General features: G+C 53.7%; 5 protein-coding genes, 14 tRNA genes and 1 rRNA gene. All 20 read right to left on the reverse strand.

Annotated elements, in window-relative coordinates; translation table 11 throughout:
* Positions 1-62: 62 nt before the first annotated feature.
* Positions 63-1154, reverse strand: coding sequence for a response regulator transcription factor (locus tag WFK81_RS24345; RefSeq protein WP_336789225.1), 1092 nt, complete (start codon positions 1152-1154; stop codon positions 63-65).
* Entirely contained in the window at positions 1151-2950 is a 1800-nt protein-coding gene (locus WFK81_RS24350) for a sensor histidine kinase (protein ID WP_336789242.1), read from the reverse strand. The genes WFK81_RS24345 and WFK81_RS24350 overlap by 4 nt, the downstream gene beginning before the upstream one ends.
* Positions 2951-3107: 157 nt before the next feature.
* Positions 3108-17042, reverse strand: a complete 13935-nt coding sequence (locus WFK81_RS24355; RefSeq protein ID WP_336789227.1) for an S-layer homology domain-containing protein — start codon at positions 17040-17042, stop codon at positions 3108-3110.
* 189 nt (positions 17043-17231) lie between these two features.
* Positions 17232-18386 carry a response regulator gene (locus WFK81_RS24360; protein ID WP_336789229.1) on the reverse strand — a complete coding sequence of 385 codons (1155 nt, stop codon included), beginning with the start codon at positions 18384-18386 and terminating at the stop codon, positions 17232-17234.
* Entirely contained in the window at positions 18367-20205 is a 1839-nt protein-coding gene (locus WFK81_RS24365; protein ID WP_336789230.1) for a sensor histidine kinase, read from the reverse strand. The genes WFK81_RS24360 and WFK81_RS24365 overlap by 20 nt, the downstream gene beginning before the upstream one ends.
* Before the next feature lie 173 nt (positions 20206-20378).
* Positions 20379-20455, reverse strand: a tRNA-Pro gene (locus tag WFK81_RS24370).
* Positions 20456-20530: transfer RNA gene (locus tag WFK81_RS24375), tRNA-Gly, on the reverse strand.
* 3 nt (positions 20531-20533) lie between these two features.
* Positions 20534-20620 (reverse strand) — tRNA-Leu (locus tag WFK81_RS24380).
* Between the two features lie 205 nt (positions 20621-20825).
* A tRNA-Leu gene (locus WFK81_RS24385) sits at positions 20826-20910 on the reverse strand.
* 16 nt (positions 20911-20926) lie between these two features.
* Positions 20927-20999 (reverse strand) — tRNA-Lys (locus WFK81_RS24390).
* Between the two features lie 13 nt (positions 21000-21012).
* Positions 21013-21096 (reverse strand) — tRNA-Tyr (locus WFK81_RS24395).
* An 8-nt stretch (positions 21097-21104) separates the two neighbouring features.
* A tRNA-Thr gene (locus tag WFK81_RS24400) sits at positions 21105-21180 on the reverse strand.
* A 26-nt stretch (positions 21181-21206) separates the two neighbouring features.
* Positions 21207-21282: transfer RNA gene (locus WFK81_RS24405), tRNA-Phe, on the reverse strand.
* 15 nt (positions 21283-21297) lie between these two features.
* Positions 21298-21374 (reverse strand) — tRNA-Asp (locus tag WFK81_RS24410).
* A gap of 36 nt (positions 21375-21410) precedes the next feature.
* Positions 21411-21487 (reverse strand) — tRNA-Met (locus WFK81_RS24415).
* An 18-nt stretch (positions 21488-21505) separates the two neighbouring features.
* A tRNA-Val gene (locus tag WFK81_RS24420) sits at positions 21506-21581 on the reverse strand.
* A gap of 76 nt (positions 21582-21657) precedes the next feature.
* Positions 21658-21732, reverse strand: a tRNA-Glu gene (locus tag WFK81_RS24425).
* Positions 21733-21752: 20 nt separating this feature from the next.
* Positions 21753-21843, reverse strand: a tRNA-Ser gene (locus WFK81_RS24430).
* A gap of 3 nt (positions 21844-21846) precedes the next feature.
* Positions 21847-21922, reverse strand: a tRNA-Asn gene (locus WFK81_RS24435).
* A 237-nt stretch (positions 21923-22159) separates the two neighbouring features.
* A 23S ribosomal RNA gene (locus WFK81_RS24440) occupies positions 22160-22671 on the reverse strand; the annotation flags it as partial.

A 22671-nucleotide genomic window follows, 5' to 3' on the forward strand; every position in this document is an offset into this window, starting at 1 on the left:
AAGTCAGACGGATGTGCCCTGTTTTGTGATCAATCAAGAAACGGGGGTAGATATTTGTTCGATTAATTGTAATCAATCTTCCCCCCTGTGAATTGCGCGCGGAACTCGGAAGGCAGGAGACGGGTCTGCTCATAAAAAAGCTGGGAGAAATATTTGGAGTCGTTATAGCCCACGGCATGGGCAACCCATGCGATGGACTGATTCGTCTCGCACAGCAGGCGTTCAGCGGACCTGATCCGCTCTTGCTTCAAATAATCGTTAAACGTTGATCCTGTCAGCCTCTTGAAGCATTGGCAGAAATAGCTTCGGCTCATGTGTACGTGATCGGCGACGTCCTCGGCATGCAGCGTACCCGAAGCCTGCTCGCGAATAAATAGCACCGCCTTCAGAATACTTGTTGTCGTATTGGTAAAATCGGTGGTTGCCGCCACTTGCGCATATACGCGCTTCCTGTAATCCCGCATCCACTCAACCGCCGACATTACGTCATCCGCATCAGAACGAAGCTCCGCATCCAGCTGCAGCTCAGTCTCAAGCTGGGACAGCACGCGCATAAACAATCCTTCCAGACGACGGAAGGACACCTTGGCCCCGGCAGTCTGCTTGCATAACCGCTGGAAGACCGATTCATTAAAGAGCCAGTAGTTGGCGCGCCACTCCTGCTCCAGCCCGCCCCAGCCTTCCTCCTCCTGTGTAAGGACGTTTTGTTCTGAGGCAGGAGAAGACGCGGGCTTCAAGGCCGCCGAGGGCTGACCAGACGCTTCTTGCGCCATCACGCCGGTCATCTGCTGCTGAATTCTTTTCAAAATCTGCTCGTCGTCCTCCGATTCCAGACGCACCTTGGATATATAATCAAGCACGCCCATGCGGTAAGCCGTCTGCACATTCTCGAATTCTTCATGGAACGACAGAATAACGGAACGAAGTCCCGGGAATCTCTGGCGCGTCACCTGAAGCAGCTCCATTCCCGACATGACGGGCATGGACAGGTCGACGAACATAAGATCCACCTCATGCTGCTCCATGAACTCAAGCGCCTTCGCGCCGTTCGCCGCTTCTCCAACGACAACCATGTCGTGATTGGACCAAGGCATAATGGAAATAAAGCCTTTGCGCGCAAGCTTGTCATCGTCAACGATTAATACACGAATCACATGGCTCTCTCCTTTCGTTGTTCGAGAAAAGGAAGGGTTAACGTAACCGTCGTGCCCTGATTTGGCATGCTTTCTATACCCATGCGGGCCTTGTAGCCATAAAAGGATTCCAGCATGGAGCGGACGTAACGCAGTCCGATTCCCCAGCCCGTCTGCTGTTGATCAGGCGTGTCGCGCTGCAGCAGGCCCAGCGTTTCCTGGCTAAGCCCCTTGCCATCGTCGCGGATCATAATGCGCACCATTTGCGTCGCCTCATCCGGCGAAACGCTGATTTCGAGCATACCGTTGTCATCGAGGCCGTGACAGACGGCATTTTCCACGATAGGCTGCAGGATAAATCTTGCGACGGGGCTATCCAGGTAAGTCCCTTCGGCAACATTCAGCTTCACTTCAAAATCATGCCGCATCTGCTGCAGCTCGAGATAGGTTCTCATGACCTGAATTTCTGATCGGAAGGTCGCTTTTTCCTCGGATTTGCCCAGATTATAGTTCAATAAAATAATCAACGAGGAGATAAATTTCTCGATTTCCTCCTGCTTATGCATAACCGCCAGCCAGCGCACCGAATTAAGCGTATTCATCAAAAAATGCGGGTTGATCTGGTAAGCGAGCTTTTCGATCTCCAGCTGATGCCGGCGCTTTTCCTTCTGCTCCACATCCATGATGAGCTGCTGAATCTGGCGCTTCATAATGTTGAACTGGTCGAAAATCCGGTCGAATTCGTCGATCCCCGTATGATACTGCGTGGTACCCATGTATCCTTTGCCGAACGTCCTCATCTCCTTCTCGATCAACCGGAACGGCCGGTTAATGAGCCGCCGCAATACAAGCGTAAGCATAAACATCATCAGGAGAGCGATCGCGAGGATCCAATACATATGATTTTTCCACGTATAAAGCTCATGGTTGTAATAGGAGACGGGAAGAAGCAGCGTAATGTCATAGCCGTAATCACCCGTCATTCGATTCCACACATAATCATCCGTTGTGCCGGATTGCCCCTTAAGCCCAAGATGCTGGCCCGCTTCAAATGCGGTTGCATTGCTGCTATAGGTTACATAGCCTGCGGGATCAGTAAATACAAGCGTGTATGGCATTTTTAAACTTTCCGTTACCGAGCTCATATCCGTCGGAATATCGGTCTTTGCTTCCACATAGACGACAAGCTTGGTTCCGTCCGAAAAGGTAACTTCCCGGGTTACCGAGACGACCAGATCATCGCTGAACCGGCATAAGGATTTATGCGGGGACTGGTATCTCAGCTCCCCCATACCGGCCACATCCGGCAAGGATTCAAGCTTAAAGTCCGCGCGCACCGGCAAATTCGTTAAAGCGGCTTGTCCGCTTGCGTCGTTATAGTACATCACCAGCTGCATAGCCGGGTTCGAGAACGTAATTAAACCAATGTTATAGGAGATATCGCGGGAGAGAAGACGCTGACTATAAATGTCTGCGGTGGAGACGTACGTCTCCATCAGATGGCCTACCGTGCCTTCAGGTGTCATCTGTTGAGTAACCTGGAGCAGATTATTGTACATTTGGTTCTGCTTTGTCGTTTGCTGGTACAGATCAAATGCCATAGAGGTTTTGATTTTATCGTGCTGCATCGTATAGATTGCATTGTAGGAGACAGATGCCATCAGAATGGCGCAGCCTACAAAGCCAATGGTCAGTAACACCATAATGCGTTTGCGAAGAGAGGAGAACAACAACCGATTACGCAGCATGGACAGAATTCCGGGCTTCTTATGAGCCGTTACTGGTGACTTAAACAAGCGTTTGCCTTGCACCTCCATCACCTCTCAACAAGTATGGAACAACACAATATTCGCTGCTTGATGAGTTTATCCTGCCTGACGGGGAGGAGAGACGTCTGGGAATTATGTCTCATAATAGAAGAAACTGCCCCCAGCGGCCAGGCAGACCGGGGACAGTTCCTTCTTGGAGTCAGGCTTAGGTATTAACGTCGACGATTTTAACCGTTAAATTGACAATTCTATACAGCCGAGTCGCCATATCGTAGTATTGCTTGAAGTCCGGAATAAAGCTTGAGGCCGTCTTCGCAACCATGACCTTGAGGATGGTAAAGCCGATAACATCCCGGTACACGTCCCACATCGTCTCGAGAACATCGCCGAGATTAAAGCCCGCATATACCATAACTTTGATGGCCGTCAGAAGATCTCTTTCGTGCTCGGTGTACAGAAGCTGCTCGGCGACGTTCGTCAGGCTGACATTCGCATATCGCAATGTGCTCGCCATAACGATCAGCGCGATGTCGTTATCGTTCAGAAACTTGCGGCTCACCGAGTCCAGGGCATCGTAGTAGGCCGTTCTTTCCTGCTTCGAATTCTCCCGAAGAATCGAGTACGTGTTGTCCCATCGATTGCCGTTAGCATACTGGATAGGATCCACCAATTCAACAAGGGAGAGCACTCCCGAATCATGCAGCTCCTTGGCGATTCCCTCAATCGTCCAGTCGGCGACTTGATCCATGTAATAAATGAGCCACCTCGGATAACAATTCGCAGCCATAAGAGCTTTGCCCACTTCGCTGATGGATGTGAATCCTCCGTCGTACAAGTATTGGGCAATCCAGTAGTAGTCCATATTCTTGTAACGGGACATCAGCTTCGCCAGATCGCTGGCGCTGTAGCCTCCTTCCCGAAGGACTTCGATGACAGCCCCCGCCTTGCTGCTACCCGATATCGACAAGTACTGGAAGTAATCGGTTATCTGGTAACCGTTCGCAACCAGGTTGCGAACCATATCCTCATAAGGAAGATCATTCGCATAATTCATAGCTTCCCGTGCGGTTAAGCCCATTCTCTTGAATTTGGAAGCAAGCAAGGACGGCTTTTCGCCAATAGCGCTTATTCCGCCCATGATATTTGGAACGGACCAGTAGCCATAATCCTTCATTGCCAACGCGATCTCTTCCGTCGTCGCATTTGGATTTGCCGTTTTCACGATGTTAAATACTTTGTACGCCAGCATGTTCCATTTGTTCAGAACCAAGACGATATCCTTTGGCGAGGTTACGCCTAGCTGAGCCAACTGGGTCCCCTGCTCCGATTCGGTGCCTTCATTGAGGAGCCCCGTGTTGTAATAGAGGTACCTCACCTGCAGAATGGTTCCATTGTCATAGCCAAGCTGCTGGAGTAAATCGACCAGGTAGCCCGCTGGATTCGCCTCAAGAAGGCCTCGTTGATTCAGTTCAACCGCAATGTCGTATGCAGTCTTGCCGTTGTCCTTCATCCGCTTCAGGTAAGCGAACAACGGATCTGCCCCAAACACGTTGGTTACGGCGGAACGAACCGCTTCGGCCGCAATTCCCCCGCTTGTCATCGCGTCGGTGATCCCTAACGCGTCCAACCTGAACATCACTTTCAAAGCAAGGGCGAGCTGAACATTCGTGAATTTGCCTTTCATCGCATTGACGACCGTGCTCGGCGTAGCCCCATCGCCCGAAATAACTTGCGTGACGTAATAAATACTGTTGTCGCTGTAATAGACCTGGATGACAGCCAGTCCGAGATCGGATCCCGGATAGTACGGAACGAGCAGCTCCATTGCTTCGTCGGCATCCAGATCGTAAACATCCTTCAAGTATTGAACGATGTCCAGAACCTTAACCCCTTGCTCCTTCAGGAACGTAACGGCGCTCTCTTTGGCCGTAATTCGGTAGAGGTCGAGCAGCTGCTTAAGCGTGCCGGAGGACGCGCTGACCGAGCCGTACACCTGCGCGATCGTCTTCTCGATGGCCGATGCCGAATACAAGCCCAGACCGGCTAGAATTTCCTGCGTCTCCGCATACGTCTTGCCGTAGCTCATCTTCATCGTCTCGGCGATATAAGACATCCGGTAACCGCTATTGCCAAGCATCTGCGCTGCCGTGTCCGCCGAATCGAACACCCCTGCCTTCTTGAACGCATCGATCATCGTTCCGTCATAAGCGGCGCCGTATACGCCATTCATGCTATACAAGACGGCCGTACGGTCAAGCAACGGGTTCGCAAGCAGCATTCCGGCCGCCTCGGCAGCCGACTTGCCGTGAAACTCCTTCAAGAATCGGGCGATCTCCAATACGGAATACCTTGCGTTCCACAGATAGTCGATTGCCGCGTTCCATTCGGTAATGCCAGCTTCCTCCAGCGCTTCAGCCGGTGTCAGTGAGTTAGAAGCCCCTCCGGATGCTTGTCCGTATACGTTCCGCACCGTCCATTCGATAATTTCTTTGTTCTCGGAGCCAAGCGCGGTAAGAGCATCGATCGTTGCCTGCGAAGAATTGCCGTAATACGTCATGGAGATTTCCGCTACATCCTGCAGCGAGTACCCCATGGATCGAAGAAGCAGTGCTGCGTCCCCAATGCCGGTAATTCCGCTCTTTCGCAGCAGGGTTTCCGTGCTCTCGGTAATCGGCTTGCCATAATACTCGGCTACGGCAGCCAGGACGTTAGCCGTCGTGAACTTCTTCGACTCAAGCAGTGCATAGGTCGCGTCTCCCGCGCTCAGAGAATAATAGTCTCTGCCCGCCAGCACGATGTCAGGCAAAGCATATTGAAGCTTCAGCATCTCAAGGATGCCGTCGGAGTAATTCGGTTTGCCCATGGCGGTCAGCGTGTCGAGCATCGTCTGCGTCATCGTTTGCCCGTATACGGAAGCCACCGCTATTTGAATATCATCCGAATTATAGAAGCCGCTCAAGGCAGCAGCCGTGTCTCCTGCAGTCAGCCCGTAATAATCTTTGCCTACGCGAACGGCGTCGTTCAACCCGAAGCCCATTTGGCCCAAGAACGTAACCGCGCTTGCCAGGGTGTCGAATCCTTTGGACTTCAGCGAATCAACGATGCTCGTCCTTTGCGGCGTGCCGTATCCGTCAGCGACGGCAGCGACAACATCCGATTGCGAATAATAGGATGTGCTTAGCAGAGCATTTAACGCTTCTCCGGACGACACCCCATAGCCGTCCTTGGCAACCTTGACACTGGTTGCCAGACTGAATGGAGCCTGGTAGATGAAGGAGATCGCTCCGGCGTAGGTATTCGTCCCCGACGATAGAAGAAGCTCGTAGATGACCTTCTCCACCGGAAGCTCGTAAACGGCCGCAACCGCCGTGACGAGAACGTTTTTGGTGCCTCCCATGTTCCTTTGGCTGAAGGCCCATGCCGTCTGGCCGACCGTCCAGTCGAACCGGTCTTTGAACAAGGCGGCAAGCTCCTGGATACCAAAGCCTTCGTAGCGCAAGTAGTCGAGTGCACTCTCCCCGGTCGTAATTCCGGCTGCTTCCAGCATTTCCGCCATCGTTGCGGAAAGGTTCTGCCCATAGAGATTAGCCAGAAGAGCTATGATCTCTTTCTTGTCGTTTGGATACTTCTTAACGAGAAGCGTCGACGCCTCTCCTGCGGTCAAACCGTAGTAATTTTTCAAGCTTCCCGCGATATCCGACATCTTGTAACCGGCATACGACAGGAACTCGATCCCGCTCTCCGGCGTCGTCAGCGAAGCCGACTTCAGAAGCTGGGCAATCGACACCTGCTGCTGGGAATACAGCGATTGAAGCACGCGAATCGTATCTTTGAGCTGAATGACCCCGTAATAACGATACGCTATCGTGATCATGCCCTCCATAACCTCATCAGGCGAGAATCCGGCACCGATAAGGATCGGTCCGATGGTACCGGCATCGCGATAGCTCGGATATCGGGCTAAAATCGTATTCATGACGGAAGTCGCCGTCCCTCCTTGCACACGAAGGGTCTGAATCCATAATTGAATCGCATTGCCTCCGTAAGCCCATGCGACTGCCCGCCCGATATCTTCATCATCCTCGTTCGCCTTGGCAAGCAGCGTTGCTATCGCATCGGCCGAGCCGAGCCCGTATACCTCGCGAAGGACGAGCGCGCGATCCTTCAGAGGATAAGGAGCGAGCCGGACAATAGCATCAGCGGCTGTAACGGCTTTGCTCTTCAAATAAGCGGCAACGTCACCGGCTGCGATTCCGTTCTTGTTGAATGCCACAATCCAATTGTTCAGTCCTAAGCGATCGAATTCAGCCGCTATGTCCTCGAAGGCATAACCCGAATTCTTCAGGGCCGACAAGACATACGGGCTGGCCGCGTTCTTGTCGCGTCCGTACTGCGAGTAATTAAGTTCGAAGTTCGCGTCTACCACGTCCCGAAGGCTGTACGCGCTGGACATGCTTAGTGCGGTGGTAATATCTTGAATCGTAAGCCCCGGGAATAAGTAGAACGAATCCCGGACCGCCGTTACCGCGGAACAAGGGCAGCCGAATTTCGAGAATCCGTTTGACCCTTCCAGATTGACAAAATCTTTAAGCGTCATGCCTAATTGGTCTTTAATCGCCTTAGCGATATCGATTTTAGTCCAATAATTTGCTGATACAGCAGCAAGGGTAACGGCGTCCAGCTTAACGCTGTCATCTTTAGCGAATACCGTCCTCAGAGCCGAGATGGCCTCGGATGCCGAAGCAGGCCGGCTATAATCGCTTAGTACAACCTCCATTGCGTCTTTCAACCCAAAGGCCGCACCGCTCCGTAGCTTGGCATTGTATACGCTTTGCAAGGCATCGACGGTCGACACGCCTGCTTGCCTGAACTGCCGGTATACTTCGAAATCGTTGACTCCGTTCTTCATAAAGTAGAACATCAACTCCGAAGGATCGTATCCTCCTGCCAGCATGTACTTGTAAATGCTGCTTCTCGTGCTGTAGTTCAAGCTTGAATCTATCGCGCTTACCGCCGTTGCGACATCCGCGTCGAACTGCTCCCGCAGCAAAGCGGCGCGCTGCTCGTAGGTATATCCGTTTCCTGCGAATTCCGTAAGGATATTGCTTAAAGATGTTCCCGAGGATAACCAGATGTCCTTGACGAGCTGGGCAATCTCCGCATCCGAGCTCCCTTTCATTTTCATAACGCTAATCATCACCCCTGCCCCGTCCGCGGCCGAACGAACGGCTCCTCCGACTTGCTTGGCAGGGTACCCTCTGTCCAGAAGCCCCGAAGCAATCGCTTCGCGAGGGTATTCGTTACGCAAGATCGCATAAGAATCGGTTACGCTGAAGCCGGCTCCGAGGAAGACGTCCAAAGCTTCTCTATCGTTCCCGTAGCTGTACAATTCCGCCAGAGCGGAACCAATCGCCGAGGCATTGAACCCGGCTCGAGAAAGCAGATTGGCATTGCTCACCGCATCCTGGCCATACAGCGACTGCGCGACCGCGGCGATATCGCCTACAGCCAGCCCGCCGTCCGCCATGGCTTGAACCGTATACGGGACATCGAGTCCGTACGCAGTCTTTACGCCGGCGGCAATCTCGCTCGGTTTATAGTTGACGGTCTTCATTAGCGCGGCTGAGCCGCCGCTTGTCTCGTTGAAGATGGACCGGAGAATCTGCGCGGCGTCATTCGCGCTTGTTCCGGCTTTCTTAAGGGCGAGTACCGCATTCCGGCTTGAGAAGCCCATCTGTTGCAGAACCGGCCCGTACTCGAGAGCCGAATATCCCGCTCCTCTCCATTCGGCGACGGCCGTAGCGCCGTCAAATCCGTAAGGATAAATGGTGCGGTAAACATCGTAAACCGTCGATGTGCCGGCATTCATCGAATAGAGCAGCGCGGCAACCTGAGGGCCGTCCAGTTGATATTCTTTGATGACCGCCCTGTAGAGACCTACGCTTTTGAACCCGCCTTCCAGAAGCTTGCGAGCCGCCTCGGACGGAGTCAAGCCATATTGCTCGTGAAGCACTTTCGCCGGATACGATGCCGGGTATTCGAGATCTTCCCTGTACGCGTAACTCTGGATCATGCCCATCAGCGTCGCGACATTCGTCACGCCGATCTCTTCGAAAGGCGCCATATAGGTCAGATTGACCGCGTACACCCGATTCACGCTGCTGGAAGCTACCGTTACGGTCGAATTCTCATCAATAACCTTGCCGTCCCAAGTCAATACGATTTGCTTCTTATCGGTGCCAAGGACGGACAAGACGGAGCTCTGCCATTGCGAATTAATCTTGACCGAGAACACCGATCGCCATTCCGTCCAGGACAACTGCTTGTCGAAGGTAAGCGTAATGCTCTTGCCGTCGGCGCTTGTTACCGCCGTTGTCACTTGCGGAGGAGAGCTCGCATTGTTAACGGCCAGATCTGCTCCAAACTCGTAGCCCGGCTTGCTGAGCTTTAGCGAAAAGCTCTTATTATAGGACAAGGCCGCTTCGATGACATACGTAAGACCGTCGTCTATAGCGGTAACCTTACCCGCATAATCGCTCCCGTTTGCGGAAGAGATCAGCTTTACATCAAGGCCGGCAACCGGCTTCGACAAGCTAATCGTCAATCCGCCTTCATGAATGGAGACGACTTTGGCGCTGACCTGATAAGGAATATAGACATTTGTCGCCGCTCCGAAATGGTAAGCGTACTTGTTAATGCGCAGCGAATACGTCTTGCCCTGCGCCAGCGCCGCCTTAATCGTGAACGTTCCGGCCTCTTTTCCCGGAATAACCGCGCTTACGCGAACCGAATCGCCGTCCGAAGTCAACAGTTCGACATCCGTCGGCGTAAGCTCGATCTCTTTCCGGCTTGTCTCGATCGAGATTCCGCTGTCGGAGACGCCCGTCACCTTGCTGGTCGCATCGATCGGCATTACGAACTTGACCGGAACCTCAAACGCGCGGTCCTTTCCTTCAATCGTAAGCGTGTATTCGACGCCGTAGGCGAGTTCGACTTGCGCCTGGTAACGGGTATTATTGGAATTTAACTGGGCAATCCATCTCACCGGATTAACCGTGCCGTCGCCAGAGACAAGCAATGTCTCCATATTCTGAAGATTCGGGACCGGCTCGCTGAAGGTCACGTCGAAACCGGTAGTCCCGATACCCGAGAGAGCAACTGCAATCATGGTCTGCGGTTTGATCTCAAGCGCCGAACCGAAGTCGACGGTTGACGATGAAATCGCAAGGGTGTATGTCTCCCCGACGGTCAGCCCGGCAATTGCCTTGTACGTCAGCCCATTATCGGAAGTCGTCAGGGATTGGATAACGACCGGGTTGCCATGGGTAACGTTCTTAAGCGAAAGATTGGCTGCCGTCAAATGGTTTACCGCATGATCAAAGCTCAACGTGAAGCCCGTCTGCATGGCGTTCCGTGCGGAGACGCTTGCCGGCTCCTTCACATAGAAGGCTAGCCCGGCACCGAAGTCGTAGCCTACGGCGGCAATGCTGAGGCTATAGGTATGGCCGTAAGGCAATGCCGCCTTCAAGACATAGCCGGAACCGCCGTTAATCGACGCAGCCGAGTCGACCGGAACGCTCCGCCCCTTCTCGTCAATCAGCTTAAAGCTGCTTTCGGGTAAAGGAATCGCCATATTGCCGAAGTTTACCGTAAGGCCATCGGTCGAGACTCGATCATAAGAGAAAGTGACGGGAATCGGCACTTTCGCGGACGCGGATGAGCCAAATTCAAAGCCTGCCGCCGACGCCGTGACCGAATACGTCAAGCCGGGAGTAAGTTTGGCACGGATTCGGTAGGCCTTACCGTCGTTTAATTCCTCGATCCCTTGAATAGAGACCGACTGATGAGAATTGTCCCGAAGCGAGAAGCTGGTTGCAGACAGGCCCTCGATTCCGGGGTTTAACAGGATCGTCATCCCCGATTCGCCGATCTCCGCCATCTCGATCGTTACGGCTCTCGCTAGTTTGGCGGTAAGCTTTTCCCGACCGAAGTCGTAACCCGCGTGGCTTAGAGCTATTGTGTACGTACCGCCGCCGATGAACGGTCCCGCTAACCGATAGGATTGCCCCCCGTCGTAAGATGCCGCGGAAGTGAGCGCAAGCGTCTGTCCGTCGCCGTCTCTGACGATAAAATCTTTGGTCTGAAGGCCGAGGACGGACGGATTAAAGCCAATGTCCACATAGTTCGCCCCCGTCCTCAGCACGATAGGCCTCACGATGGTCGGAACCAGAATCTGAACGGCCCCGCCGAAATCATACCCGTTCTTGGACGGAAGCACCGTAACTGTCTCGGAGCCCCAGAAGCTGGACTCGATTCGGTAGGTGTAGCCCCCGTCCCCGGTTGTTGCGTTGAGTACAGGGAGAGGGGCCTTCTGTCCATTCCTCTTTATCGTAAAGTCGCTTGGCTTCAGATCGGGGACAGCCTGATCGAAGCTTAGGGTGAATGCGTTATTATTGCCGCTCTCCATCCCCTCAAACGTCGTCTTGACGCTTCTGACAGACAACGAAATATTACCGCCGAAGTCGTAACCGATCTTATCGAACCGCAGCATGTAATTCTTGTCCGCTTCCAGCGCCGCATCCAGGTAGAAGGAAAGTCCTCCGTCCGAAGAGTAGAAGGAACGAATGTTGACCTCTTGTCCGTTCTCGTCCACTAATCTCATGTCGCCAGCGTACAAGTAAACCGGCTTGTTGAAAATCATACGGAAGCCCTTCAGAGTCAGCTGGTCGACCGATACCCCATTCGTACTCAGCGAAATGGACTGGTTGGACGCGAATTTGAACGTATACGGCCCTTTGTCCGCAATCGCGACCCGATAGTTTTTGCCGCTTGCGAGCGGCGCCTTTGCATAATAAGTCCAGCCGGAATCCGCCGTCTGCACGGAAGTAACCGCCACCGTGCCTCCCCGGTCATCCGTCACCGTGAAGTCAGACGGCTCAAGTCCTTCGACGCCTGGCCACAGAAGCAGCTTGAACCCGTTCTGGGAGCCGAATACGAAGGCTGACACTTCGATCTTGAAACCTACGGTAAGCGGAGCGAACGTATAGTCGGGATGAGTCACTTTGAGCGTATACGTCTGGTTGATATCAAATGTGCCCGTCAAAACATAGAAGGCGGTTGAGCTGTCATTCTGCGAGACCGTAACGGCAACCTTCTGCCCTTTGCTGTCGTACAGCGCGAATTGATCCGCCGTTAATCCGGTAACGCTGGCATCGATGATAATTTGCGTCTCCGTCGTGCTATGCAATTTAAGCGTCCTGTCCGAAGGAATCGTAAACGAGATTGGAGAGGCCAGCCTGTATTCCTCTCTCGCTAGATTCAGCGTGTAATCGTTGCCCGGATATAATCCTTTAAAAGCAACTTGATAGCTGAGTCCGCCATCCGTCGTCTTCAGCGAGTAATAATCCGTCGGGTATTCGACCCCGCCCTTGGCGATACCTAGCTGCAGCAGTTGCAGCTCCGGAACCTTGGAGCTGAAGGTCACCTTCATGCCTCCCGCCGAAATGGCGCTCAGCGTTGCGGTCACCGTCTTCGTTACGGCGAACGGCACCGGATCGACGCTCATTTTCAGATCGTTTGGCTTGTATTGAAGGGTATACATTTTGCCTTCCGTAAGCTTGCCGGCGATCGTGTAGGTCGAACCGCCGTCATTCGTCGCGACGGATGACATCGTATAGGTCTCGCCAGAACTGCTCTTGACGATGAAATTCGCCTTCGTGAGCCCGGCTGTCGGCGTCTCGAAGCTGATCTTCAAGCCCCATGAGGTCGCTTCAGTTACGGACAGCAGTCCCGGCAGCGTAAAGCTGACCGGCTCCATGGCATAGCTGTCGTGGTTAAGCCGGATCGTATAAGTCAAGCCCGGTCTGAGACCGTTATTGGGCACTCCGATCTCATAGCTGGCCCCGCTATCCGATGACTCGAAGTAGTTGGGCATGATCACTTGCCCGTCCGGATCCGTAATGGACAAGCCAAGGTAGTTCTCGATTTCCGGGAACGCTGGACTGAAACGAAGAATGAGTCGCCCGTTGTTCGTCACGTCCGTTACGGTCCCCTTGATGACCGGCTTGACGCGGAAAGCGATCGACGAATCAAAGACGACGTAATCCTTCTGCAACGAGAGCGTGTAATTCGTATTGGCGGAGAGAGCTGCGCTGACGCGATAAGTAAGCCCGTTATCGTTGGTTGTCAGCTTCATGCCGCCGATCTTGTTGTTTTGTTCGTCCCGGAGATCGAGGTTTGCAGGAAGCAGACCGGCAATGCCGTTCTCGAAAGCCAGGTCGAAGCCCGCCGTCGACACGTTAGAGACCGTTGCAGCTCCTGCATGGATCAGATCGCCCACTTGGAGGTCAACGCCTTCTTCCGGCAGGTGACCGTTCAGCTTCAGGTTGTAATGCCCCGCCGACAGATTCGCGATCAACCGATACGAACCACCTTGGTCGTCCGTTATCGCCGACGCGATGCTTACCGCTTCGCCCGTGTCGGTATTGGTCAGGCTGAAGCTGTTCGCGTCCAGATAATTGACCGGATAGCTCAGCTTCGCCGTAAGGCCGCCGTTCGATATCTGAACGACGGATAGCGTAGCGACCGCCGGAACGCTGACATAGAAGTCGTTCGAGTCCAGATCGGCATCGACGCGGAGGAAGTAATCGCCCGGCGACAGATTCGCCTTGATCTGATACGTTCCTCCTTGGTCTTCCGTCTTTACCGACTGAATCGTTACCGATTCGCCGGATGTCTTCGTCAGATGGAATCCGTAAGTCGTATTAATCAGCACGGAAGGCACAAGCGCCAGCGTAAAACCGGAAGTTGTTACGTTTGAGACGTCGCTTTGGCTGTAGACATGTATCTTCTTCGGCGCGCCGAAATCGTAGCCGTCCGCATGGACCGACACCGTATAATCGTTGCCGCCGGAGCCGCCGAAGGAAACGATATACATCCGATAATAAGTGTCGTACTTCGCGTCGAGAATCGGGACATCGTTGCCCGCCGAGTCTTGGGCCGAGAAGTTGGCTGTAGTCAAACCGGGTACATTCGGGTTCAGGCCGGCCATGAACTGGGTCGGCATATGTCCGGCGCCCCACACGTTAAGAGTTGGGTTAATGAGCGTCGCCGGCTCTCCGAATTCGTACCCGTCGGCGGCAATGGCAAGCTTAAACGGCCCTCCCGAGTTAAGTCCCGCCGTGGCAAGCTCGTACGTGCTTCCTTCGTCCCCCGTTGCAATGGAATCGAGGGTGATCTTCGTCCCCGCCAGGCTCGTCACCGTAAACGCATCAGCCGTTAAATCGGGTACAGGCTGCTCGAAATGCACGACAAGTCCCGTATAGCCACCAGAATAGCCTTTGAAAGTCGTGTACTTTCCGATTGCAATCGCTTTCGGCACATCAATCGTGCCTTCATCATATTTTGCCTCGTCCGTCTCAAACCGATAGGCATAGATGCCCGCTGTTGACAGATCGGCCGTAACAACGGCGGACTTTGCATTGGCGGCCAGTTGGAAGCTCTCGACGGGCACAGCGGCTCCGCTTGGATCCGTCAACGAGAACTGGTCCGCCGTCAGCCCGTACACCGGGCTCGAGAACGTGAGCTTGAATCCTCCGTGCGTCAACATGCCGACCGTCGCAGGAATTTTGACCGGCTCGACCTTAACCTCTGCAGGCTGGCTGAACGTATACCCTTCCTTGTTCAAGGACAGCTTGTAAACCTTGTTCTTTGTAAGACTTGCCCACACCTCGTATTGCCTGCCGATGACAACGGCGCTAAGCATGTCGATGCTAATCGACTGATCGTCTTGGTCGACCAGGTTGAAATTCAGCGCATCCAGGTCGGATACCGTCTTGTCCATCGTCAGAAGGAACCCGCTCACCGACGCATGGCTTGCCGTCGCCGTCACGACTACATCCTCATCGCTTGGCAGCGAGAAGGTTTGCGCGGCGCCAAAGCTGTAGCCCTGCTTCTCGATTACAAGCGTATAGACATATCCCGCTTCAAGCTCCGCGGAGACAGCATACGTGTGACCTTCGTCACGGGTAACAGCGCCCGAGATAGCGACGGCCTCGCCGCCATCCTTCGTCAGCGAGAAGTCGCCTACAGTCAAATCCGCAACCGGCGATTCGAACGATACCGTAAAGCCGGATTTTTCGATTCCTCCCACGCTGGTCTCCACCGGGATTGTCTCCGAATTGGTTACGGGTACAAACACGGTTGCCGGATCGCCAAAGCTGTAGCCCGATTGGCTAATGGCAAGCGAGTAAGTCGCCCCCTCTTCCAGGGAAGCCGACACGGCATACGACAGCCCCTCGTCCTTTGTTGCCGCTTCCGTAACGCCCACGGACCCGCCCGTGCCGCTCTTCGCCAGCGAGAAGTTGTGCGCGGTCATTCCCGGCACGGCCCTGCTCAGCGAGACGGTAAAGCCGGATGCGCTGATTCCATTGACGGATGCCGTTACCAAAGTCTCTTCCGGAGTCGAATCCGGAACGGTAAATTTCATGTCAGCGCCAAAGCTGTACCCCTTAAGCGTCAAACGCACCGTGTAAGTCTCGCCTTCCTTCAGGCTCGCGACGATCCGAAACGTGCTGCCTCCCGTCAAGGTGGCGGCCGAAGCGATGGCCACCTTAGCGCCGGATGAATCCGTCAGCCCGATGTCCGAAGCTGTCAACCCCGGCACGGCTGGATTCAGGAGCAGGCGGAAACCGCTGGCGGTTGCATCCGTTGCTTCGGCGGTCACGCTTATCGTCGAGGGGGTTTCTCCTCCGCCGCTTGGTACACCTCCGCCGCTGGAGCCTCCCGCATGCTCTGTTTTCTCGATTACCTTCGGTGCCGTCTCGAACCTGACGTCAGGCGCGTCGACAAGCGCCTTTGCGATCTCGCCTTTGCCCTTTACGCTGGCCGTGCCGTGAAGCTCCATATTCTCGACCTGCACGCCGTCGTTTAACGTAATCGCCGAGGAGCTGCCTTCCTTGCTTACAATTAAGCTCTCGACGGTCCCCGAGGATACGATGACGCTGACTTTGCCCGCTAATTCGACTTTGGCGAACTCACCGCTAAGCAATACTTCTCCCGTCGCCGTAATGGTAATGCCTTCGATTCCGCCGCTTGATTCGACGGAAGCATCCGACTTAACGTCCATCTGCCTGACGACCGTCGTTCCCGAGACAACCACGCGAATCTTGCCGTCCTTTTTCTCGATCACGACGGTTCCAAGCTCGGAGTTGTCCAGATGCACGCTGTTCACTCCGCCGCCTCGAATAAACGTGCTTCCGCTTACCTTCACATGATCCAGGAAGGCTTCACCTTCCCCGACCCCTTCGCCAATGGTCAGGTTTCCCTTGACCGCAAGGTTGCGAAGCGTTATTCCCGGCACGTTGACGACGAGATCTCCGGCAACGGTAAAAGCACCCGATTCCGGTCCATACGTTCCTGCCTTCGTCAAAGTAAGCGCGGCCGGAACAATACCTCCCGATACGCCGACACTGGACTGCTGACGAATCCGATTCAGCATGGTGACGGCTTCAGCCCGGGTCATCTGCTGCGCAGGCCGAATCGTCCGGTCGGAAAAGCCTTGAATATAGCCGTGCTCGATTAACGCTTCTAACGAGGCTCGGCCGTAGCCGGGTATATTGCCTTGATCCTTGTAAGCATCAAGCGAATTAGCCCCCTCCCGCTCGACAACCGGGACAATCTTAGCGAGCATCACGGCCGCTTCCACCCGCGAGAGCGGTCGGACGGGCCGGAATGTTCCGTCCGGAAAGCCGTTAATATAGCCGGCTTGAACGGCCGCCTGTACCTCAGAAGCGTACCAGGCGCTGCCGGGCACATCCGAGAATGCCGTATTCCCCGTTCCTTTATGCGCGAGCAACCGGTTTACCAGGGTGACAAACTCGATCCGGGTAATGACCTGATCCGGTCGAAGCGTGCCGTCTGGAAAGCCGTTAATCAGCCCCAAGCTCTGCCATTCAGCCAGCTCTTTCTCCGCCCAATGGCCGGAAATATCCGTCGCGGTCGCGGCTGCCGATGCGGCCGGTAACACCCCTGCCGCCGACGCGGACCCAAGCCCAGGCGGGATCAGGCCAGCAATTAGGCTGGCTATAAGCATCACCGCGAACGCGGTTTTTATTTTTAATCCGAATTTCCTTTTCCCCACGTTATAATCTCCTTCCTCTGCACAACCCTTAACCATGCTCCATGATCGGACTGCCGCAGGCAGACAGATATCGAGCCTTCGTCTCTAGTCTATTAGACCCGGATAAAAGAATAATGAAAGAAAGGGACAAAAAAAGACAAAAACCGCGCAGCCGCAAGGCTTTTCGGTTTTTGTCCCTATTCAGAAAAATTATTTTGCATGCTCGGAAAGTCCCGTAATAAGAGAATCGTACAGCAGCAGTAGCTCTTTGGAAGGCTTGATACCTAGCTCCTTGCCCAGGACCTTAACGTAATCGGTATAATGCAGGGTCAGTCCTTTCTTATCGCTTTCCATCCCGCATTTCTTCATGAGCAGGGCGACCGGCTTCTCGTCAAGCGGATTGCGGTCCCGGAGCTTCTGAAGCAGCTTCGATGCCCCCGCCGTATCCTTTATCACCAGAAGTACCTGAGCCGCCTCTTGCACAAAAGCCGAATAGCGCGCAGCCAAATGCTCTGTCTCATGGATCGCCCAAACGTAGGATTTGCTGCCGAACAGATCGCCAGTGTAAAGCCTCTCCGCTTTCCTAGCTTCCTCTACATTCCGGGCATCAAGTTTCCCCAACTCGTCTATCCGTTGTTCAAACGCCTCGTAATCGATAACAGCCTCGTCTAGTTCAAGCGCATAACCGTCGTTCTCCGAACGCACCGCTTCTCTCAATCCGATAGGCTCCAGCGACTTGCGAAGCTGATAGACGGTCGTATTGAGATACTTCTCGGCGCTGGAACTGATCATTCCCGGGAAAATATCCGCCAGCAGCCGATGACGGGAAATCCTTTTGCCGCGTTTCAGAAGCAGATAGGCGAACAGCTCCGCGCTTTTGCTGGAGATCCACTTCACTCGCCCCTTGTCGTTTTGGACAGAGAAATCGCCAAGCGCCGAGATGATGACCCGATTCGCGTCTTCTCGAGCGGGCAGCTCCGACGGGGGCACAGGCTGTACCGATTTACGGCCTGACAGCGCGCGACTGACCGTTCGCTCCAACCGTTCCTGGGTGACCGGCTTAACCAAATAATCGAGCACCGACAGTTCGAACGCCTCCAGCGCATAGTCTTTATGGGAGGTAACGAAAACGACCTGCGTCTTGCTTCCCTTATCCCCCAACTGGGATGCGATCGCAAGCCCCGTACCATCAGGCATGGAGATATCCAAGAACGCCAGGTCGACATCTTCGTTCGCGTCCAGGAACTCGAGTGCCTCCTTCGCGTTCGAGAAGGAGCCGACAATGCTCAGCTCAGAGTACTTCTCCAGCATTTTTCTCATAATGAGATGCATGACCGGTTCGTCGTCAACCAACACCACTTTCATTTATCACCACCGCCGTTCTTCCTCTGTCTGCGTTAACCGCTTTCCCCGCATGGCTCGCGAAACCAGGCAGCGTGAAGGAGAAGGTCGTTCCCTCCCCGAGTCTGCTCTCAAACCATAGGCTTCCGCCGTGCATGCGGAGAAACTCCCGGGTCAACACAAGACCAAAGCGCATCTCTCCGCCGTCCTCTCCGCTTGCGAACCCTGGTTCCTTGAAGAACATCTCATCCCGCCTTAGCAGCTTCACCGTTTCCTCGTCGATTCCGCTGCCGTTGTCTTTCACGTACACGGTCACCTTATTCTCCTCCAAAGCCGCGCCGACTTCGATTCGCCCCCCGATACCGGTGTGCTTGACCGCGTTGGCGAGCAGATTGCGGAAGATCAGGTCCAGCATTTCCTTATCGGCGGATACGGCCAGCTGCTCATCGATTCGCTCCTCAATCTGAATCTGCTTCATTGCAGCCCTCGCACCGGCAAACGACAACGCTTGCCGAGCGACCTGCTGCAGGTTCCAGGTGAGAGGACGGAATGCAATCCGGCCGTTCTGGCTGCGATACCAATCCAAGAGATTGTCGACAAGATCGAACGTTTCTCGCACCTGCTTCTTAATCTCGGGCAAGACCTCATTCATCGTTAGGTCCGGCCCGTTAGCCTCGGACTCGAGAAGTTCCGTCAGGCTGACGAGAAGGGCGATCGGATCGCGAATGTCGTGAGCCATGACCGTGAACAGCTTATCCTTGAAGGCATTGAGCTGTATCAGCCTCTCCGATTTTTCGCGCAGTCTATCCTCGTTCTCCTTAAGCTCCGTCACGTCGCTGAGCATGATCATTTTTCCTATAGGGGCCGCTCCGGTATCGTAGATGTACGTCAAGCTGCAAATATAATGCCGGGTCCGCTCGTTTATCACTCGCTCCAGAGGAAACCGCGCATCCAAGCAATCGGTCTCCTCCAGCCTGCCAAGCAGCGCCGGAGTCGCCGCGAGCCGCTCCTTCGCCGCAATGCTCGCTTCACCCATGTCGGAAAGCTCGGGGTAAACCTCCGTTGCCGCTCCGTTGCGGCTTACGATCTGATTTTCGTAATCTAGCAGGATAACGCCGTCCCGAATCGTATCGAACATCTTCGCGTAAGCGAGCGGCGTCAGCCGGAGCAGCCGGAAACGGTATATCCCCCATGCGTAGACAAGGCCGGACAATGCGAAGCCGAGAGGAGTGAAATCGATCTCTTTGTTGAACATGTAGGCAATGTTGAAAAGTATCGGCCCTGCCGCTCCGACGACGAGAATGACGATCTGCTTGCGGACGATAGGAACGGCGCGAAGGTACATGGGGATAAAGAGCAGGATTCCGAACAAAAGAATCGTATAGTTATAGACGGCATGAACGGAATACCACGAGCCTTTGACCGTGTTGTATACGGGGACCGTACCGTTTAAGTTAGGGTAGAATTGCTGGTAAACGAGATGATGCCAGTCATTGGTCTGATACAAAAGGTATGTAGCCATCGGGATGAGAAATACCGCAAATGTCACCCGTCTCCTGTATCGGGCCGCAAATCCGGTGAACTGGAAGACAATCAGCAGCCAGAACCCGGAGACGAACGGAATTCCCAAATATTCAAGCTGATAGCTCAGCTTTACGCTCATTAAATCCTCGCTCAGAATTTCAAAGGCATAGCCGATTGCATAGAAAGAAGCCGCGACCATCAAACAGATCATCGTTCGGGCCGCCGGCATATGTCGCCGCTGATAGGAGAGCACCACAACAAACAGCATAAGCGCCGTCGCCACGCAGAGCAAAACCGACATCCATTGCCTTGTATCCACTTGGCAGTCCCCCTCTTTGTCAATCTTACGACAGGTTATCATTCGACAAATTTCGCTTAAATCCTTTTGAACTTTCTTTATTACTCTTTAAGGCCACCTGCATGCAAAAAGAAGCCCTTTATCTTCGCAGATAAAAGGCTTCTATATGTACGATATCTTTATGATATAAATAATGGTCGGGATGACACGATTTGAACATGCGACCCCCTGGTCCCAAACCAGGTGCTCTACCAAGCTGAGCTACATCCCGTGGAGCGGAAGACGGGAATCGAACCCGCGACCCTCGCCTTGGCAAGGCGATGCTCTACCGCTGAGCCACTTCCGCGAATGGTGCGGTCAAGAGGACTCGAACCTCCACGTCATTGCTGACACTAGAACCTGAATCTAGCGCGTCTGCCAATTCCGCCATGACCGCATTTTTCATAACGCGTAATGAAGATTATATATCGTTTTAATCAAATATGCAACCTTTATTTTATGACGTTCAGTGCCCAATTTAGATTAGAAGCGCATTGCTGCAATGGCCAGCCAGCTCTTCGTTTGGACAGATCGCTTCGATGAATATCGAAATAACAAAAAAGGAGTCTTGCTTAGCAAGGCTCCGTAAATTTCAAATAGTATGGTGCGGTTGATGGGACTTGAACCCATACGCCCGGTGGGCACTACCCCCTCAAGATAGCGTGTCTGCCGTTCCACCACAACCGCAAAAAGCAAGGTAAAGTGAGCCATGAAGGACTCGAACCTTCGACACCCTGATTAAAAGTCAGGTGCTCTACCAACTGAGCTAATGGCTCTCGATAATAAAAATGGTGGAGGGTGATGGATTCGAACCACCGAACCGTTAGGAAGAGATTTACAGTCTCCCGCGTTTGGCCACTTCGCTAACCCTCCGTAAAAAATGGTGCCGGCGATAGGAGTCGAACCCACGACCTACTGATTACAAGTCAGTTGCTCTACCAACTGAGCTACACCGGCATATGAATTATTCCAACCATCAAAGATGGTGGCTCGGGACGGAATCGAACCGCCGACACGAGGATTTTCAGTCCTCTGCTCTACCGACTGAGCTACCGAGCCTGATGTTTGATTAAATGGCGGAGCTGACGGGATTCGAACCCGCGGTCTCCTGCGTGACAGGCAGGCATGTTAGGCCTCTACACCACAGCTCCACATCGAATTCTCGGTACAAACCGAAGGTAAAGTTTTGGTTGCGGGGGCAGGATTTGAACCTGCGGCCTTCGGGTTATGAGCCCGACGAGCTACCGAGCTGCTCCACCCCGCGTCATTGTTAAAGCATATATGGTGGAGGCTGAGGGGATCGAACCCCCGACCCTCTGCTTGTAAGGCAGATGCTCTCCCAGCTGAGCTAAGCCTCCATATTATGTAACAACGGACTCCCCGAAAATTAATCGGAATAACCTCGAAGCGCTGTTTCACTTTTTGGGGTAAAATTGGTGACCCGTAGGGGATTCGAACCCCTGTTACCTCCGTGAAAGGGAGGTGTCTTAACCCCTTGACCAACGGGCCGTATCATATTGAAAGTTATATGGCAGAGAGGAAGGGATTCGAACCCTCGAGACCCGGTTAGAGCCTACACGATTTCCAATCGTGCTCCTTCGACCACTCGGACACCTCTCTATATGGCTCCCCGAACAGGACTCGAACCTGTGACAACTCGATTAACAGTCGAGTGCTCTACCAACTGAGCTATCAGGGAACATTAAGAAAAAAGGTAAAGCCCAATAAAAAACCCACTTCATGGTGGGTGTTTATTTATGCTATAAACATAAAACACCGTAAGAAACTGAATATGATTCGAGCAAAACATTAGCTGGTTTCCGGCTTCACACCGGGGTCCCCGAAAAGTAGTCGGTATAAGCTGCAATGCTTAACTTCATTTTCTGGGGTAATTAATTGTTTATGCTTCCGAAGTACGTTTCCTTCGGAAACGTTTTAGGATAAGCCCTCGACCGATTAGTATTCGTCAGCTCCACACATTGCTGTGCTTCCACCCCGAACCTATCAACCTCGTCGTCTTCAAGGGGTCTTACTAATTGGGAAATCTCATCTTGAGGGGGGCTTCACGCTTAGATGCTTTCAGCGCTTATCCCGTCCGTACTTGGCTACCCAGCGGTGCTCCTGGCGGAACAACTGGTACACCAGCGGTACGTCCATCCCGGTCCTCTCGTACTAAGGACAGCTCCTCTCAAATTTCCTGCGCCCGCGACAGATAGGGACCGAACTGTCTCACGACGTTCTGAACCCAGCTCGCGTACCGCTTTAATGGGCGAACAGCCCAACCCTTGGGACCTACTTCAGCCCCAGGATGCGATGAGCCGACATCGAGGTGCCAAACCTCCCCGTCGATGTGGACTCTTGGGGGAGATAAGCCTGTTATCCCCAGGGTAGCTTTTATCCGTTGAGCGATGGCCCTTCCATTCGGTACCACCGGATCACTAAGCCCGA

Origin of the sequence: Paenibacillus sp. MMO-177 (assembly GCF_037147795.1) — a bacterium.
Lineage (GTDB): Bacteria > Bacillota > Bacilli > Paenibacillales > Paenibacillaceae > Pristimantibacillus.

Bases quoted from the DNA above. Each gene is read 5' to 3' on its own strand.
- WFK81_RS24350 (WP_336789242.1), bottom strand. From the start codon at position 2,950: ATGGAGGTGCAAGGCAAACGCTTGTTTAAGTCACCAGTAACGGCTCAT.
- WFK81_RS24360 (WP_336789229.1), bottom strand. From the start codon at position 18,386: ATGAAAGTGGTGTTGGTTGACGACGAACCGGTCATGCATCTCATTATG.